This is a genomic window from Cellulomonas algicola, assembly GCF_003851725.1.
GTDB lineage: Bacteria > Actinomycetota > Actinomycetes > Actinomycetales > Cellulomonadaceae > Cellulomonas > Cellulomonas algicola.
In genome coordinates this window covers 1-17,525 of record NZ_BHYL01000263.1, presented here as the reverse complement: position 1 = coordinate 17,525, position 17,525 = coordinate 1, and the positions used below count along the sequence as shown (strand labels likewise).

Annotated in this window: 13 protein-coding genes and 1 pseudogene; 13 read left to right on the top strand and 1 reads right to left on the bottom strand. The window is 73.9% G+C overall.

What is annotated here, in order from left to right; translation table 11 throughout:
- The first annotated feature begins 350 nt into the window (after nt 1-350).
- From CTKZ_RS15845 to CTKZ_RS15835, 3 genes are all read left to right on the top strand, one after another.
- Nucleotides 351-1,418 (top strand): Rv2578c family radical SAM protein, encoded by a 1,068-nt coding sequence (locus tag CTKZ_RS15845; RefSeq protein ID WP_124343851.1) that lies wholly within the window; start codon nt 351-353, stop codon nt 1,416-1,418.
- A 166-nt stretch (nt 1,419-1,584) separates the two neighbouring features.
- Nucleotides 1,585-3,363, top strand: a complete 1,779-nt coding sequence (gene aspS, locus CTKZ_RS15840; protein WP_124343850.1) for an aspartate--tRNA ligase — start codon at nt 1,585-1,587, stop codon at nt 3,361-3,363.
- Nucleotides 3,360-4,163, top strand: coding sequence for a GNAT family N-acetyltransferase (locus CTKZ_RS15835; protein WP_124343849.1), 804 nt, complete (start codon nt 3,360-3,362; stop codon nt 4,161-4,163). Before aspS ends, CTKZ_RS15835 begins: the two co-directional genes overlap by 4 nt.
- Nucleotides 4,164-4,240: 77 nt before the next feature.
- Here CTKZ_RS15835 and CTKZ_RS15830 read toward each other — a convergent pair whose 3' ends face one another.
- The gene (locus tag CTKZ_RS15830) at nt 4,241-6,484 is read right to left on the bottom strand and encodes an MMPL family transporter (protein ID WP_124343848.1); all 2,244 of its coding nucleotides are present in this window, start codon (nt 6,482-6,484) and stop codon (nt 4,241-4,243) included.
- A 71-nt stretch (nt 6,485-6,555) separates the two neighbouring features.
- On the opposite strand from CTKZ_RS15830, the gene CTKZ_RS15825 reads away from it, so the two are divergent.
- The 10 genes and pseudogenes from CTKZ_RS15825 to CTKZ_RS15780 form a co-directional block, all read left to right on the top strand.
- Nucleotides 6,556-7,932: a replication-associated recombination protein A gene (locus tag CTKZ_RS15825; protein ID WP_124343847.1), complete on the top strand. Its 1,377-nt coding sequence runs from the start codon at nt 6,556-6,558 to the stop codon at nt 7,930-7,932.
- A 226-nt stretch (nt 7,933-8,158) separates the two neighbouring features.
- Nucleotides 8,159-8,785 (top strand): 30S ribosomal protein S4, encoded by a 627-nt coding sequence (rpsD, locus tag CTKZ_RS15820; protein ID WP_013771170.1) that lies wholly within the window; start codon nt 8,159-8,161, stop codon nt 8,783-8,785.
- A gap of 195 nt (nt 8,786-8,980) precedes the next feature.
- A complete protein-coding gene (locus CTKZ_RS15815) occupies nt 8,981-9,349 on the top strand; it encodes a DUF948 domain-containing protein (protein ID WP_124343846.1) in 369 nt (122 codons plus the stop codon).
- Nucleotides 9,349-9,741, top strand: a complete 393-nt coding sequence (locus CTKZ_RS15810; protein WP_124343845.1) for a hypothetical protein — start codon at nt 9,349-9,351, stop codon at nt 9,739-9,741. The genes CTKZ_RS15815 and CTKZ_RS15810 overlap by 1 nt, the downstream gene beginning before the upstream one ends.
- A gap of 103 nt (nt 9,742-9,844) precedes the next feature.
- Nucleotides 9,845-12,523, top strand: coding sequence for an alanine--tRNA ligase (gene alaS / locus CTKZ_RS15805; RefSeq protein ID WP_124343844.1), 2,679 nt, complete (start codon nt 9,845-9,847; stop codon nt 12,521-12,523).
- Entirely contained in the window at nt 12,523-13,086 is a 564-nt protein-coding gene (gene ruvX / locus CTKZ_RS15800; RefSeq protein ID WP_124343843.1) for a Holliday junction resolvase RuvX, read from the top strand. Before alaS ends, ruvX begins: the two co-directional genes overlap by 1 nt.
- 7 nt (nt 13,087-13,093) lie before the next feature.
- Nucleotides 13,094-14,299: an endolytic transglycosylase MltG gene (gene mltG, locus CTKZ_RS15795; protein WP_235843514.1), complete on the top strand. Its 1,206-nt coding sequence runs from the start codon at nt 13,094-13,096 to the stop codon at nt 14,297-14,299.
- The gene (locus tag CTKZ_RS15790; protein ID WP_124343841.1) at nt 14,292-15,155 is read left to right on the top strand and encodes a shikimate dehydrogenase; all 864 of its coding nucleotides are present in this window, start codon (nt 14,292-14,294) and stop codon (nt 15,153-15,155) included. Before mltG ends, CTKZ_RS15790 begins: the two co-directional genes overlap by 8 nt.
- A gap of 156 nt (nt 15,156-15,311) precedes the next feature.
- Nucleotides 15,312-16,985 carry a GspE/PulE family protein gene (locus CTKZ_RS15785; protein ID WP_124343840.1) on the top strand — a complete coding sequence of 558 codons (1,674 nt, stop codon included), beginning with the start codon at nt 15,312-15,314 and terminating at the stop codon, nt 16,983-16,985.
- Nucleotides 16,986-17,100: 115 nt separating this feature from the next.
- A pseudogene (locus tag CTKZ_RS15780) lies at nt 17,101-17,525 on the top strand (type IV pili twitching motility protein PilT); the annotation flags it as partial.

Below are 17,525 nucleotides of genomic sequence, written 5' to 3'. Positions count from 1 at the left end.
TCGGTGCCGGGAGGCGGGGTGCGGGTCGGTCGGGAGGCGGTGACTCGTGTCACCGTGCCGACCGGCATGCGCGTCCGCGCCCGGACTCTCGATCAGGACGGCGCTCGGGAGCGGCGAAGGTCTGAGAGCGCTTCCATGGCGCTCCGCAGGAAGTCTTCCGAGCGACTGGAGGCGCGGTCAAGGGGCGAACCGGGCTTTTCCGGTACAGACATGACGCTGCGCGAGGTGCGGCCTGGTGCGCGCCGCGCGGGTGTGCGCGCGATCCCCGTCGGACACGCCGTGCCGCGCGAACCCCTGCCGTCGACCTCGCGCCGGTTGACGTGGGATCGAACACGTGTTCGACTGACCTCGTGCGATGGGACGGGCAGCGGGTGGCACCGACGGAGGACGCGTCCGCGCTGCCCGGCCTCGCGCTGGCCAACCTCGTCCGCACCGTCCGCACGCCCGAATTCGCGGGCGTGACGTTCCACGAGGTCCTGTGCCGGAGCGCGCTCAACAAGGTGCCCGCCGCGTCGCAGATGCCGTTCCGGTGGACCGTCAACCCCGTGCGCGGATGCCTGCACGCGTGCACGTACTGCTTCGCCCGCCCCACCCACGAGTACCTCGACCTCGGCGCGGGCCGGGACTTCGAGACGCAGATCGTCGTCAAGACGAACGTCGTCGACGTGCTGCGCGCCGAGCTCGCGCGACCGTCCTGGCGGCGCGAGCACGTCGCGATGGGCACGAACACCGACCCGTACCAGCGGGTCGAGGGCCGCTACCGGTTCATGCCCGGCATCGTCGACGCGCTCGTCCACCACGGCACGCCGCTCTCGGTGCTCACCAAGGGCACGCTGCTGCGCCGCGACCTGCCCCTGCTCGCCGACGCCGCGCGCCACGTGCAGGTGGGGATCGGCGTCTCGCTCGCGGTGCTCGACGAGGAGCTCCAGGCCGAGCTCGAGCCGGGGACCCCGACCCCGCGGGCGCGCCTCGAGCTGATCCGCGCAGTCCGCGAGGCGGGCCTGCCGTGCGGGGTCATCGTCGCGCCGGTCCTGCCGTGGCTCACCGACTCGGTGGAGCACCTCGACGCGCTCCTGGCCGCGCTCGCGGACGCCGGCGCGTCCGGTGTCACGATCCTGCCGCTGCACCTGCGCGGCTCGGTCAAGCCGCTCTTCATGGCGTGGCTGGCCCGGTATCGCCCCGAGCTCGTCCAGCGGTACGACGAGCTGTACGGGGCGGGTGCGTACACGCCCGACGGGTACGGCCGGTGGCTGCGCGACCGCGTGGCACCGCTGCTCGTGCGGCACGGCTTCGGCGACCCGTCGGGTCACCGTGCGGGCCGCGCCGCGATGCGCGACGGCGCGTACCCCGTCGGCTCGCTGCCTCGCGTCACGCCCGAGGTCGCCGTCCCTGGGGTCGCCCAGCCGACGCTCTTCTGAGCGCGACGGCCCACATCCGCCCTCGCGCGCGGGCGCCCCGGCCGTCGGCGGGCCGGTCGGCGTCCGCGGGCGCCGGCAATGCCGGGCCGCGGCACGGGCGGCGCCCACTAGGATCGAGCGGGCGCCCGTCCGGCGCTCCCACCCGTCGTCGAGCGAAGGAACACCCGTGCTCCGCACCCACCACGCCGGCTCGCTGCGAGCCGAGCACGTCGGCACCACCGTCACCCTCACGGGCTGGGTGGACCGGCGTCGCGATCACGGCGGCGTGGCGTTCGTCGACCTCCGGGACGCCTCCGGCATCGCCCAGGTCGTCATCCGCGACGAGGCGGTCGCGCACGGTCTGCGCGCGGAGTACGTCCTGCAGGTCACCGGCGAGGTCGGCCGTCGCCCCGAGGGCAACGAGAACCCGCAGCTCGCGACCGGGGAGATCGAGCTCGTCGCGCACGACGTGGTCGTCCTCAACGAGGCCGCGCCGCTGCCGTTCCAGGTGTCGTCGTCGCTCGACGAGCAGGTCGGTGAGGAGGCGCGTCTCAAGCATCGCTACCTCGACCTGCGCCGCCCCGCGCCGTCGCGCGCGATCCGCCTGCGCGCGAAGGTCAACCAGGCCGCCCGCGCGGTCCTCGACGCGCAGGGCTTCGTCGAGGTCGAGACGCCGACCCTCACGCGCTCGACCCCCGAGGGTGCCCGTGACTTCCTCGTGCCCGCGCGGCTCGCGCCCGGGTCCTGGTACGCGCTGCCGCAGTCGCCGCAGCTCTTCAAGCAGCTGCTCATGGTCGCCGGGCTCGAGCGGTACTACCAGATCGCCCGCTGCTACCGCGACGAGGACTTCCGTGCCGACCGGCAGCCCGAGTTCACGCAGCTCGACGTCGAGATGAGCTTCGTCGAGCAGGACGACGTCATCGCGCTCGCGGAGCAGATCCTCGTCGCGCTGTGGCGCCTGATCGACGTCGAGCTCCCCACGCCGATCCGCCGCATGACGTTCGCCGACGCGATGGCCCGCTACGGCTCGGACAAGCCGGACCTGCGCTTCGGCCTCGAGCTCGTCGAGCTCACCGAGTACTTCACGAACACCCCGTTCCGCGTGTTCCAGGCGCCGTACGTCGGCGCGGTCGTGCAGCCGGGCGGCGCGAGCACGCCCCGTCGCGGCTTCGACGCCTGGCAGGAGTGGGCCAAGCAGCGCGGCGCCAAGGGTCTCGCGTACGTCACGGTCGGCGAGGACGGGGAGCTCGGCGGCCCGGTCGCGAAGAACATCACCGACGACGAGCGGGCCGGCCTGGTGGCCGCGACCGGTGCGTCACCCGGCGACGCGATCTTCTTCGCCGCGGGCAAGCCGTCCGAGGCCCGCGCGCTGCTCGGTGCCGCCCGCCTCGAGATCGGCCGCCGCGGCGGCCTGATCGACGAGAAGGCCTGGGAGCTCGTCTGGGTCGTCGACGCCCCGCTGTTCAAGCCGACGGGCGAGGACGACGACGTGGCCGTGGGCGGGGGCGCCTGGACGGCCGTGCACCACGCGTTCACGTCGCCCACCCCCGAGTGGCTCGACCGGTTCGAGCAGGACCCGGGCCAGGCGCTCGCGTACGCGTACGACATCGTCTGCAACGGCAACGAGATCGGCGGCGGCTCGATCCGTATCCACCGTCGCGACGTGCAGGAGCGCGTGTTCGAGGTCATGGGCATCGGGCAGGAGGAGGCGCAGGAGAAGTTCGGCTTCCTGCTCGACGCCTTCCAGTTCGGTGCGCCGCCGCACGGCGGGATCGCGTTCGGCTGGGACCGGATCGTGGCGCTGCTCACCGGCAGCGAGTCGATCCGTGAGGTCATCGCGTTCCCGAAGTCAGGTGGCGGCTACGACCCGCTCACCGCCGCGCCCGCGCCGATCACGCCCGAGCAGCGGCGCGAGGCGGGCGTCGACGCGAAGCCCAAGCCGAAGACGGCCCCGACGGAGGAGTGAGCGCGCTGCTCACGCGGCTGCCCGCCCGGTGGCGCGCGCACCGCGCGCTCCTGGGCGGCGACGGCCGCTGGGACGACGCGCACGTCGTCGGCGACGACGAGGGCGTGCTGCTCGCGGCGTCCTCGGACGCGGGCCCGAGCCTGTTCGGGCTCGGTGACGTCCGGCGGGTCGGCGCACTGCTCGACGCAGAGGCCGCGACGCCCGCCTCCGGGTCGCTCCTGGCCCGTGCCGGGTTCGTCGACCGGGCGCGCTGGCTGACCGTCCCGCGCGGGACGACCCCGTCGCCGTCCGTCCTCGCCGCACTGCGGCTTGCGCCGTTCTCGACGTGGGACTGGCTCGCCGCCGACACCGTCCCGGCCACGTGGGTGCCCGACCCGCGGGTCGTGCCGCTCGACCCGCTCGCCGATGCGGCCGCGATCCGCGCGTGCCTCGCGGTCGCCAACCCGGGGACGTCCGCTGACCCGACGCACGCGGGCGAGGCTGGCTGGTGGGGCATGCGGGGGAGGGGCGGTCTGGTCGGCGTCGTCGGCGCGTCGCTGCGCGGCGGCGGGCCCGACCGGGCGCAGTCGTGGCACCTGCACGGGCTGGGCGTGCGACCGGACGCGCGCGGCGCCGGTATCGGCACGGCCCTCACGTCGACCGTCCTCGCCGAGGGGCTCGCGGCCGGGTGCGCGTTCGTCTCGCTCGGGATGTACGCGGACAACGACAGCGCGCGCCGCGTCTACGAGCGTCTGGGCTTCCGGACCGAGCTCCAGTGCGCGTCGTTCGGGCCGCGCGGCGCGGACCGACCGGCGCCCTGACGGCCCGGGCGAGGCCGACCGACCGCGAGGACCGCTCCGGCCGTCGAGACCGCGCTGATCTCCGGTCCGGCCGTGGCTCAGTGGTGCAGCGGGAGCTGCTCGTGCACGCGGCGCAGGAACCGCGGCGCCCACCAGTTCGCGCGGCCGAGGACCGTCATCGTCGCCGGGACGAGGAACAGCCGGACGAGCGTCGCGTCGACGAGCACGGCGATCGCGAGCGCGAAGCCGACCTCCTTGATGACGAGCAGCTTGCCCGCGACGAACCCCGCGAACACCACGATGACGATCGCCGCGGCGGACGTGATGATCCGTCCGGACCGCTGCAGGCCGAGCCGCACCGCCTCGTCGTTGGTGCGCCCCTCGTCGACGAGCTCCTTGATGCGCGAGAGCAGGAACACCTCGTAGTCCATCGCGAGGCCGAAGGCGAACGCGACGACGAGCGCGACGACGTACGTCTCGATCCCGCCGGTCGGCACGAAGTCGAGCACGCCGGTGAGGTGGCCGTCCTGGAACACCCACACGAGCACGCCGAGCGACGCGGCGAGCGACAGCGTGTTGGTGAGCAGCGCCTTGACCGGCACCACGACGGACCCCGTCATGAGGAAGAGCAGCAGGAGGGTCGCGACGGCGACGACGCCCGCGGCGACGAGCGCGCGCTCCGCGACGGCGGCGGTGAAGTCGATCTGGCCCGCGGCCTGGCCCGTGACCCACGTCGGGAAGCCGGGGTCGAGGTCCCGGATCTCCTCCACGACCTGGCGCGATGTCGCGTCGCCCGGGTCGTCGGTGTCGGGCCGCACACCGACGACGACGTAGGAGCCCACGGTCGTCGGCGGGTCGACGCTCGCGACGCCGTCGAGGTCGGCGAGCTCCCCGGCCCAGGTCGCGGCCTGCTCGAGGGTCGACTCCGCGACCACGGTGATGGCCGGCGTCGTCGCGGCCGGGTAGCTCTCGCGCAGCGTCTGGACGTACTCGCGCTGCGCGGAGCCGATGGGCAGCAGCTCGGTCGTGGAGTTGCGCAGCTCGATGCGGGCGAGGGGGAGGGCGAGCAGGCCGAGCAGGGCGAGCGAGCCGAGCATGACCCACCACGGGTGCCGCTGGACGCGCCCGGCGAGCCGCGAGAAGGCGCCGTCCTCGGTCTCGACGTCCGCAGTGCGCCGCAGGACGCCGCGCAGCCCCGGGATCCGGGACAGGACGCTCGGCCGCACGATCCGCCGGCCGAGGAGCGTGAGCAGGGCCGGGACGAGCGTGAGGGCGGTGAGCACCGAGACGAGGACGACGGTGACGCCGGCCGCGCCGAACGCGCGCAGGATCGGCGGACGGAACACCAGGAGGCCCGAGATCGCGATCGCGACGATGAGCGCCGAGAACGTCACGGTGCGCCCCGCGGTCGACATCGTCCGCTCGACCGCGACCAGCACGGCACCGTCGCCGCGCCGCCGCCGGCTGCCCTCGCCGCCGTCGTCGTCGACGAGGTGGTGCAGCTCCTCCCGGAACCGCGACACGATGAGCAGGCCGTAGTCGATGGACAGGCCGAGCCCGAGCACGGTGACGACGTTGACGACCGACGAGTCCAGGTCGAGCACGTACGAGAACGCGAGCAGCGACGCGAGGCCGCCGGCGATCGACGCGACGGCGCCGGCCATGGGCAGCCCGGCCGCGAGGAAGCCGCCGAACACGAGGACCATGACGAGCAGCGCGACGGGAAGCGCGATCGCCTCGCCGGTGCGCAGGTCGGTCTCCACCTGCTCCGTGATGGCCCGGACGATGAGCGTCGTGCTGCCGACCATGCCGCTCGCGTCGGGCGCGACGTCCGCGAGCTCGCGCGGGACGGCCCGGAGCGCCTCGACGGCTTCGTCGTGCGCGGTCGCCTCCTCCTCCCCGGTGAGGTCGGGCGCGAGCTCCACGACGACGAGGAAGCCGTCGCCGTCGCGCGCGACCAGCGGCGCCGCCGCGGGGTTCTCCGCGCCGCCGGGCAACGCGAGGGGGTCGATCACGCTCGCCACGCCGTCGATCCCCGCCAGGTCCTCCCGCAGCGGCGCGAACGCCTCGGCGACCGCCGGGTCCGCGGGGTCGACCCCGCTCAGCGCGAGCGTGACCGACGGGCCCGTGGTCGACGCCTCGTCGAGGATGTCCTGCCCCGCGACGCTCTCCGACCCCGGCACGCTCGGCGCGCCCGTCGACAGGCGGTCGAACAGGTTCTCCCCGTGCACGCCCAGCACCGCGAGCGCGTACCCCGCGACGGCCAGGACCAGCCAGACGACGACGGTCAGGCGCGGGTGGTGGGCGACGGCGCGGCCGAGACGGGCGAACACGCGGGTCATCGTCGCAGGTGGAGCCGGGGTGCCGCACGCACGGTTCGGGTGACGTCGGCGCGCGTGCGTACCCTGCCCGCATGGACCTGTTCGACACCGCGACGGCGACCGCCGCGGGTGTGCCCGCCGTCGCGCCGGGTGCGCCCCTCGCCGTGCGGATGCGGCCGCGCACGCTCGACGAGGTCGCCGGGCAGGAGCACCTCCTCGTCGCGGGCTCGCCGCTGCGCCGGCTGGTCGAGCCCGCGAACGACGCCGCCCGCCGCGCTGCCCCGTCGTCGGTGGTGCTGTGGGGCCCGCCGGGGACCGGCAAGACGACGCTTGCCTACCTCGTCGCGACCACGTCGGGCCGTCGCTTCGTCGAGCTGTCCGCCGTGACCGCGGGCGTCAAGGACGTCCGCGCCGTGATCGACGACGCGCGCCGCCGCCTGGCGACCGACGGCGGCGAGACCGTCCTGTTCATCGACGAGGTCCACCGCTTCACCAAGGCCCAGCAGGACGCGCTGCTGCCCAGCGTCGAGAACCGCTGGGTCACGCTCGTCGCCGCGACGACCGAGAACCCGTCGTTCTCGGTCAACTCCCCGCTGCTGTCCCGCTCGCTGCTGCTCACCCTCCAGCCGCTGAGCACCGAGGACGTGCGGCGCCTCGTGCGCCGGGCCGTCGACGACGAGCGCGGCCTCGACGGGGCCGTGACGCTCGCGGAGGACGCCGAGGAGCACCTGCTGCGCCTCGCCGGCGGCGACGCCCGCAAGGCCCTCACGATCCTCGAGGCCGCCGCCGGCGCCGCGCTGTCGGGCACGGTGCCGGACGAGGACGACGGCCCCGTCCTCGTCGACCTCGCGACCGTCGAGCGTGCCATCGACACCGCGGCCGTCCGCTACGACCGCGACGGCGACCAGCACTACGACGTCATCTCCGCGTTCATCAAGTCGATGCGCGGCTCCGACGTCGACGCCGCCCTGCACTACCTCGCCCGCATGGTCGCCGCGGGGGAGGACCCCCGGTTCATCGCCCGGCGCATCGTCATCGCCGCCGCGGAGGACGTCGGCATGGCCGACCCGAGCGCCCTGCAGACTGCCGTCGCCGCCGCGCAGGCCGTCCAGATGATCGGCATGCCCGAGGGGCGCATCATCCTGGCGGAGGCCGTCGTGCACGTCGCGACCGCGCCCAAGTCGAACGCGTCCTACAACGGCATCAACGCTGCGCTCGCCGACGTGCGCGCGGGGCGCATCGGGTCGGTCCCGCCGCACCTGCGCGACGCGCACTACGCGGGAGCCAAGGGCCTCGGGCACGGCAAGGGGTACGTGTACTCGCACGACGAGCCGCACGGCGTCGCCGCGCAGCGGTACCTGCCCGAGGAGCTCGAGGGGTCGCGGTACTACCGCCCGACGGACCGCGGGTTCGAGCGGCAGGTGACGGAGCGGCTCGACCGCATCCGCGCGATCCTCGACGAGGCGTGACCTGGCGCGGACGCCGCGGATTTGGGCAGCACACCGGCGTACCGGTAGTCTTGTCAGGCTCGTCACCGGGCAGTGCTGACGCGGACCTGCTCCGCGCCATCCGGACGGTGACCATCCTGGGGCCTCAGCCGCCGGTCACCCCGCGTGACCACCACAGGTCGGCCCCACCCCGCCGGAAGACCTTCCGCTCGCGGGTGTGATCGAGACGACGACAGGAAGTATCTCTGTGAGCAGTGTGACCCGTTCGCGCCGCCAGGTCCGCCTGAGCCGCGCCCTCGGCCTGGCCCTCACGCCGAAGGCCGTCAAGCACTTCGAGAAGCGCCCCTACCCGCCCGGTGAGCACGGCCGCGCCCGTCGCCGCACCGAGTCGGACTACGCGGTGCGTCTGCGCGAGAAGCAGCGTCTGCGCGCCCAGTACGCGCTGCGCGAGAAGCAGCTCGCCCGCGCCTACGAGGACGCCCGCAAGGCCCCGGGCCTGACCGGTGAGGCCCTCGTCGAGAACCTCGAGACGCGTCTCGACGCGCTCGTCCTGCGCTCGGGCTTCGCCCGCACGATCCTGCAGGCCCGCCAGGTCGTGGTGCACCGCCACATCCTCGTGGACGGCAAGATCGTCGACCGCCCGTCGTTCCGCGTGAAGCCGGGCCAGACCCTCCAGGTCAAGCCGAAGAGCCAGGCCACGACGCCGTTCCAGGTCGCCGCCGCCGGTGCGCACCGCGACGTCCTGCCGGCCGTCCCGGGCTACCTCGACGTCCAGCTCGAGAAGCTGAGCGCCGTCCTCGTCCGCGCCCCCAAGCGCGCCGAGGTCCCGGTGACCTGCGAGGTCCAGCTCGTCGTCGAGTACTACGCGCGCTGACCCACGTCACGCCGAACGCCCCGCTGCGCGCACCGCGCACGCGGGGCGTTCGCGTCTCCCGGGCACGCCCGGCGCGGGGATGCGCACGTCGCACGAGGGCGCGGACGCGCGAGGCGCGTCACGGTGCCGGTGCCGGGCACGTTCGTGGGTAGGGTTTCCGCGGGGTCGTCGGGGCCCCGGACTGGGAGGGGTGGCATGTCGGCTGGTGACGTCGCGGGGCTCATCGCGGCCGCCGCGTTCGTGGGTCTCGTCGCGTTCCTCGCGGTGCCGCTCGTGAAGCTCGGGCGGACCTTCGACGGTGCGACCGCGTCGATCAAGGAGCTCACGGACCACACGGTGCCCGTGCTCGACGAGACGGCCACGCTCGTGGCGTCGTCGAACGTGCAGCTCGAGCACATCGACACGGTGACGACCGCCGCGGCCCAGGTCTCCGAGAACGTCTCCGCGCTGACGTCGCTGTTCGCCGCGACCGTCGGCGGGCCGATGATCAAGGCCGCGGCCTTCTCCTACGGCGTGCGGCGTGCGCTCGCGGGGCTGTCCGCGGGCGCCCGCAAGGGCCGCTGATGCGCCGGCTGGTCTGGGTCGGCGTCGGCGTCGTCGTGACCGTGGTCGTCCTGCGGCAGGGCAAGCGGCTCGTCGACGCGTACGTGCCGGCCGGGGCGACGGAGGTCGTGGACGGCGTGAGCCGCGTCCGCGGCGCCTGGGCCACGGCGCGCCGGGAGTTCGCGGCCGGCCTCGCCGAGCGCGAGGCGCAGCTGCGTCAGGACCTCGTCGGGGACGTGGACGTCGAGCGGCTGCGCGCCGAGCGCCCCGAGCGCGTCGAGGCCCTGCGCGAGGCGTGGTCGTCGCGCGGCACCGCGGCACGCGGCGCGGCGTCGCAGGAGGCCGTGCGCAAGCGCTGGGCCGAGGGCCCGACCGACGACCCGGACGACGACGACGGCTACGCCTTCTTCTGACGCACACTGGTTCCCGGCAGCGGGAACACGCGCGGCGCCCCGGGCGCTGCACCCACCACTCCGTCCCGCCCGGGACGGGCACGACGCGACTCACGAGGACACCATGCGCACCGCCGAGATCCGCCAGCGTTGGCTCGACTACTTCGAGGGCCGAGGCCACGCCGTGGTGCCGTCCGCGCCCCTGATCTCGCCCGACCCGTCGACGCTGTTCGTCATCGCGGGCATGGTGCCGTTCATCCCGTACATGCTCGGTGAGCAGACGCCGCCGTGGCCGCGCGCGACGAGCGTGCAGAAGTGCGTGCGGACCCTCGACATCGAGGAGGTCGGCAAGACCACCCGCCACGGCACGTTCTTCCAGATGAACGGCAACTTCTCCTTCGGCGACTACTTCAAGGAGGGGGCGATCACCTACGCGTGGGAGCTCGTCACCGGGTCGCAGGCGGACGGCGGGTACGGGTTCGACCCGGAGAAGATCTGGGTCACGGTCTTCCACGACGACGACGAGGCGGCGGCGCTCTGGAAGCGGATCGCGGGTCTGCCCGACGAGCGGATCCAGCGTCGCGGCATGAAGGACAACTTCTGGTCGACGGGTGCGCGCGGCCCGGCGGGACCGTGCTCGGAGATCTACGTCGACCGCGGCCCGGAGTTCGGTGCCGAGGGCGGCCCGGTCGTCGACGAGGACCGCTACGTCGAGATCTGGAACCTCGTGTTCATGCAGTACGAGCGGGGCGACGGGGGCGGCAAGGAGGACTTCCCGATCCTGGGCGACCTCAAGCAGAAGAACATCGACACCGGCATGGGGCTCGAGCGCGTCGCGTACCTGCTGCAGGGCGTCAACAACATGTACGAGATCGACGAGGTCCGTCCCGTCATCGACGGTGCCGTCGAGATGTCGGGCCGCCGGTACGGCGCGAACCACGACGACGACGTCCGCATGCGCGTCGTGGCCGACCACGTGCGCTCGGGTCTCATGCTCATGGGCGACGGCGTGACGCCGTCGAACGAGGGCCGCGGCTACGTGCTGCGCCGTCTGCTGCGCCGCTCGATCCGTGCGATGCGCCTGCTCGGCGTCGACGACCCCGCGCTGCCCGTGCTGCTGCCGATGAGCCGCGACGCGATGAGCGCGTCGTACCCGGACCTCGCGCGCGACTTCGACCGGATCGCGCAGGTCGCGTACGCGGAGGAGGAGACGTTCCGGCGCACGCTCGCGGCGGGCACGACGATCCTCGACACCGCGGTGCAGGCCGCGAAGGGCGCGGGCGCGACGGTCCTGTCGGGCGACCAGGCCTTCCAGCTGCATGACACGTACGGCTTCCCGATCGACCTCACGCTCGAGATGGCGGCCGAGCAGGGCGTCGCGGTCGACGAGACCGCGTTCCGCACGCTCATGCAGGCGCAGCGCGAGCGGGCGCGCGCCGACGCGCTCGCCAAGCGCGCGGGCCGTGCGGACACGGCGGCGTACCAGGAGCTGCACTCGACGCTCAGCGAGCACGCGGCCAAGCCCGTCCAGTTCGTCGGGTACACCGACGCCGAGGCGCGCGCGAAGGTCGTCGGGCTGCTCGTCGACGGCGTGCCCGCGCCCGCCGCGACCGCGCCCGCGGACGTCGAGGTCGTGCTCGACGTGACGCCGTTCTACGCCGAGGCGGGCGGCCAGCAGGCCGACACGGGCGTGATCGTGCTCGACGGCGGTGCGCGCATCGAGGTCGACGACGTCCAGGCGCCGGTCAAGGGCCTGTCGGTGCACCACGGCCGGCTGGTCGACGGCACCGTCGCGTTCGGCGAGACCGGGACCGCGCGGATCGACCTCGCGCGCCGCCGGGCGATCGCGCGCGCCCACACCGCGACGCACCTCGTCCACAAGGCGCTGCACGAGTCGATCGGCGAGGGCGCGACGCAGGCGGGGTCGCTCAACGCGCCGAGCCGGCTGCGGTTCGACTTCCGCTCGCCGTCCGCGACGCCGTCCGAGGTGGTCGCGGAGGTCGAGGCGCGCGTCAACGAGCGCCTGCAGGACGACCTCGAGGTCACCGACTCGGTCATGCCGATCGACGAGGCGCGCGGCCGCGGCGCGATGGCGCTGTTCGGCGAGAAGTACGGCAACGAGGTGCGCGTCGTGAACATCGGCGACGGCTGGTCGCTCGAGCTGTGCGCGGGCACGCACGTGAAGCGGTCCGGCGAGCTCGGCCTCGTCACGCTGCTCTCGGAGTCGGCGATCGGCTCGGGCGTGCGGCGCGTCGACGCGCTCGTCGGCGCGGGCGCGTACGGCTACCAGGCGAAGGAGCGCGCGCTCGTCGGGCAGCTCTCGGGCCTGCTCGGGGCCCGCCCCGACGAGCTGACCGAGCGCGTCTCGGCGCTGCTCGGCAAGCTCAAGGACTCCGAGAAGGAGCTCGCGACGCTGCGCCAGGCGCAGGTCCTCGCGGCCGCCGGGTCCATCGCGGACGCCGCGCAGACCGTCGACGGCACGCGCGTCGTCGCGTACGACGCCGGGGACGCCTCGGCCGACGACGTCCGCACGCTCGTGCTCGACGTCCGCTCGCGCCTCGGCGAGTCGGCGCCCGCCGTCGTCGCGGTCGGCGCGGTCGCGAAGGGCCGTCCGGTCGTCGTCGTCGCGACGAACGCCGCGGCGCGGGCCGTGGGTGTGCGGGCCGGTGCGCTCGTGCGGACCGCGTCGGGCGTGCTCGGCGGCGGCGGTGGCGGCAAGGACGACCTCGCGCAGGGTGGCGGGACCGACGCGGCGCGCCTCGGCGACGCCCTCGCGTCGGTCGTCGACGGGCTGCGGGCCTGATGAGCGCCGACACCGGCGTCCCCCGGGGGCCTCGCCTCGCGGTGGACGTCGGGTCGGTGCGCGTCGGCCTGGCGGCCAGCGACCCGGACGGCCTGATCGCCACGCCCGTCGACACGCTCGCGCGCGACGTGCCCGGTCGCAAGGAGCGCCGGACCCCGACCGACGTCGCGCGCATCGTGCACGAGGTGCAGGAACGTGGTGCAGCCGTCGTGTATGTCGGACATCCCCGACACCTCTCGGGTGCCGAAGGTGCCGCATCGGCCGCTGCGCGCGCGTACGCTGTGGGGTTGGCGCAGGCTGTCGCACCCGTCCCGGTGCGTCTGGTCGATGAGCGGATGAGCACGGTGACCGCACATCAGGCGCTGCAGGCGTCCGGCCGATCCGGGCGCCGCCAGCGGCAGGTCGTCGACCAGGCGGCCGCGGTGGTGATCCTGCAGTACGCGTTGGACGCGGAACGTGCGACGGGGCGTCGTCCCGGGGAACCGGTCGATGACGAACGATCCCAGCACGGCCGCACGGCGCACGGGGGGCCTGTGGGCGACGGACGAGCGACGGTGGAGTGACGCGTACGTGAGCAACAGCCAGACCGAGTGGTGGGCGCCCGTGGAACGCGGCGACCAGGCGGCCGAGCTGTTCGGCGGTGACCCCGCCGCGCGGCAGCAGCCGTCGGAGTCGCGCCGGACGCGGCAGCGCGGCAAGGCGAAGGCTGAGCGCGAGCGCAAGCGGCGGCGCCGCCGGTCGTTCTCCGTGCTGGTCGTCGCGCTCGTGCTCGTCGCGGGTGCCGTCTACGTCGTGTCCGAGCTGATGGGCGGCCTGTTCCAGGGCAGCGGCCAGGAGCAGGCGATCGAGGACTACCCGGGCCCGGGCGTCGGCTCGACCGAGGTGACGATCGCGTCGGGCGACTCCGGTGCCGTGATCGGCCAGAAGCTCGTCGACGCCAAGGTCGTCGCGAGCGTCAAGGCGTTCAACAAGGCGTGGGCGCTCGAGCCGAACGCCGGCAGCATCCAGCCCGGGACGTACAAGCTCCGGATGGAGCTGCCCGCGGCCTCGGCCATCGCCGCCCTGCTCGACCCGGCGAGCCGGGCGAGCTTCCGCATCACGATCCCCGAGGGGCTCAACGCGGAGCAGATCTACACCAAGATCAACGAGAAGCTCCCCAACGTCAGCGTCGACCAGCTGCGTGCCGCGGCGGCCGACCCCGCCGCGATCGGCCTGCCCGCCGAGGCCGGCGGGAAGGTCGAGGGCTGGCTGTTCCCGACGACGTACGACCTCCCGCCGGACGCGACCGCGGCCAGCGTGCTGCAGATGATGGTCGCCAAGATGGTCGCCGAGCTCGACGAGAGGGCCGTGCCGGTCGAGCAGCGCCAGGAGCTCCTCACGAAGGCGTCCATCGTCGAGCGCGAGGGCAAGCTGCCGGACGACCGCGCCAAGGTCGCCCGCGGGATCCAGAACCGCCTCGACCGGCAGATGCGCCTCCAGGTGGACGCGACCACCTCCTACGGGCTGGGTGTCGTCCGCGCACCCACGCCCGCGGAGAACAACGACCCGAACAACGCGTACTCGACCTACGTGCGCATCGGCCTGCCGCCGGGCCCGATCGCGTCGCCCGGCGAGGTGTCGATCGACGCGGTGCTGCACCCGGCTGACGGTCCGTGGATCTTCTGGGTGACGGTCAACCCGGAGACCGGCGAGACGCTGTTCACCGACGACTTCGCGGAGCACCAGGCCAACATCGCGCAGCTCAACGCGTGGCTGGAGGAGCACGGGAGTGAGTGACGGACCGCTGCGGCGCGCGGCGGTCCTGGGGCACCCGGTCGGGCACTCGCTGTCGCCCGCGCTGCACCGGGCCGCATACGCGGCGCTCGGGCTGGACGGGTGGGCGTACGACGCGTTCGACGTCACGGAGGAGCAGCTGCCCGCGTTCGTCGCGGGGCTGGACGCGACGTGGGCCGGCCTCAGCCTGACGATGCCGCTCAAGCAGACCGTCATCCCGTTGCTCGACCACGTCGAGCCGCTCGCGCAGGTCGTGGGCGCGGTCAACACCGTGCTGCTCCAGGGCTCGGGGTCCGCCCGGACGCTCGTCGGCGCCAACACGGACGTGTACGGGCTCGTCACGGCGCTCGGCGAGGGACTGGGCGCGGGGGAGAAGGTCGGGTCGGCCGCCGTCCTCGGTGCCGGTGCGACGGCGGCGTCGACGCTCGCCGCGCTCGCCGAGCTCGGGTGCACCGCCCCGGTCGTCTACGTCCGCGCCCTCGCGCGGGCGGGCGGGCTCATGCGCGCCGCCCACCGCATGGGCGTCGAGCCCGTGTTCCGTCCCCTCGACGAGGCCGCCGCCGCGCTCGGCCGTGCCGACGCGGTCGTGTCGACGCTGCCGCCGCGCGCCGCCGACCCGGTCGCCGCCGCTCTCGAGGGCGCGTCCGTCGCGGGCGTGCTGCTCGACGCCGCCTACGACCCGCGCCCCACGGCGCTGTCGGTCGCGTGGGCGCGGTCGGGAGGCGTCGCGGTGCCGGGGGAGCGGATGCTGCTGCACCAGGCGGTCGAGCAGGTGCGGCTCATGACGGGGCGTCCCGGCCCGGTCGACGCGATGGCGCGCGCGCTCGAGGAGCGCCTGGAGGCCGCTCCTCCCGCCTGACGAGCAGGTGCCCGGCGGTCCTGCGCACGGTCGTCCGGTGGACGGCGACCTGCGACGGTCTGTCACAGTCGCCACGACTCCTCAGGACCGGGCCCGGGCGTGCCGATGGACGGTCAGAGGTCCTGCGCGAGGCAGGCCTGACCGGGAGGTGCGCGCGTGAAGCAGCTGGGCGAGATCCTGCTCGACGAGGGCCTGGTCACGGAGGCGCAGCTCCTCGCCGCGCTGGACGAGACCATGACCCGCGGCCAGTCCCTCGGCCGGACGCTCGTCGAGCTCGGTGTCCTGACCGAGGGCCAGCTCGTCAAGGCCCTCGCCTCGCAGGTCGGCATGCAGTACGTCGACCTCGACGAGCACCCCGTCGACCGCGCCGCCGTGTCCCTCGTCCCCGGGACGCTGTGCCGCCGCTACGTGGTGCTGCCGATCGCGATCGAGAACGGTGCGATCGTGCTCGCGACCGCCGACCCCGGCAACGTCATGGCGGTCGACGACGTCCGCACCATGGCGGGCATGCCCGTGGTCCCCGTGATCGCCACGTACGACAACCTCACGCGCGCGATCGACCGCTTCTGCCGCGCGGACGACGAGATGGAGGACCTCTCGTCGGCGTTCGAGGAGGAGGTCGCCGCACCCGAGGCGGACCTGTCGAAGATGGGCGACTTCGTCGACGACGACGCGCCGATCGTCCGCTACGTCAACCTGCTGGTGACGCAGGGGATCACCGACCGTGCCTCCGACATCCACATCGAGCCCACCGAGCACGACCTGCGGGTGCGGTACCGGATCGACGGCGTGCTGCACGAGGTCCAGCGCTCGCCCAAGCAGATCCAGGGCGGCGTCATCAGCCGCGTGAAGATCATGAGCGACATCGACATCGCGGAGAAGCGCAAGCCGCAGGACGGCCGCATGTCGGTGGTGCACAACGGCCGCAAGATCGACCTCCGCGTCGCGACGCTGCCGACGGTGTGGGGCGAGAAGATCGTCATGCGAGTCCTCGACAACTCGACGGCAAGCCTCGACCTGCGCGACCTGTCGTTCCTCGAGCACAACTACGCGACGTACCAGGAGTCGTACACCAAGCCGTACGGGATGATCCTCGTCACCGGCCCGACGGGGTCCGGCAAGTCGACGACGCTGTACGCGACGCTCAACGCGGTGTCGAAGCCGGAGATCAACGTCATCACGGTCGAGGACCCGGTCGAGTACCGTCTGGGCGGCATCAACCAGGTGCAGGTCAACCCGAAGGCGGGCCTGACGTTCGCCTCGGCGCTGCGCTCGATCCTGCGTTCGGACCCCGACGTCGTGCTGCTTGGTGAGATCCGCGACCACGAGACCGCGCAGATCGCGATCGAGGCGGCCCTCACCGGTCACCTCGTGCTGTCGACGCTGCACACCAACGACGCGCCGTCGGCCATCACGCGTCTGACGGAGATGGGCATCGAGCCGTTTCTCGTCGGCTCCGCGCTGGACTGCGTCGTCGCGCAGCGCCTCGCGCGCAAGCTCTGCGGCAAGTGCAAGGAGCCGTACGTGCCGACGGCGGGCGAGCTCGAGGCGGCACGGTTCCCGTGGCTCCCCAGCGAGCCGCTGCCCGAGCTCATGCGCCCGGTCGGCTGCGTCGCGTGCTCCAAGACCGGATACAAGGGCCGGCTCGCGCTCCACGAGGTCATGCGCGTGACCGAGGAGATCGAACGGCACGCGGTCGCCCACTCCTCGTCCGCCGAGATCAACGCGACGGCCGTGCAGCAGGGGATGCTCACGCTGCGCGAGGACGGCTGGCAGAAGGTCGCCCTCGGCCTGACGTCGATCGAGGAGATCCTGCGCGTCGTCGCGTGAGACGGCACGGAGCGCTCAAGTCGGGCGGCCCCGCCGCCGATGAACCGACCAGGTGCCGCCCGGCGCCCGCGTGAGGGTGCCGTGCGGCACACGGTGACCATGTGGAGGCAATGACGTGAGCGAGTCCTACCGCCCACCCGCAGGGGAGCCCACCCGGCCGCTCCCGCCGTACCGCGCGATGGGCCCGCAGGTCGGTCCGCCCGCCCCCGCAGCGCCGGCGCAGGCGGTGTACTCGCCGATCCCGTCGCAGAGCGCCGTGCCGGGCGGCCCTGTCGGGCAGGCGCCCGTCCCGCCGAGCGCGCGCATGCCCGAGCCGGCACCCGTGCCCCCGCACCCGCTGCCGACCGCTCCGACCGCGCCGGGCGCGGCCTACCAGACGGGCCCCGTGCAGCCCGAGTTCGGCCCCAAGCCGATGTTCGTGCCCGCGCAGAGCCGCCCGGCCGTCATGTCGGAGGCCGAGGCCGCACGCCTCGCCGCCGCGCCGTCGGCCGCCGCCCCGATGCCGGGTGCGCCCGGGCACGTGCCCGCGCCGTCCGGGCC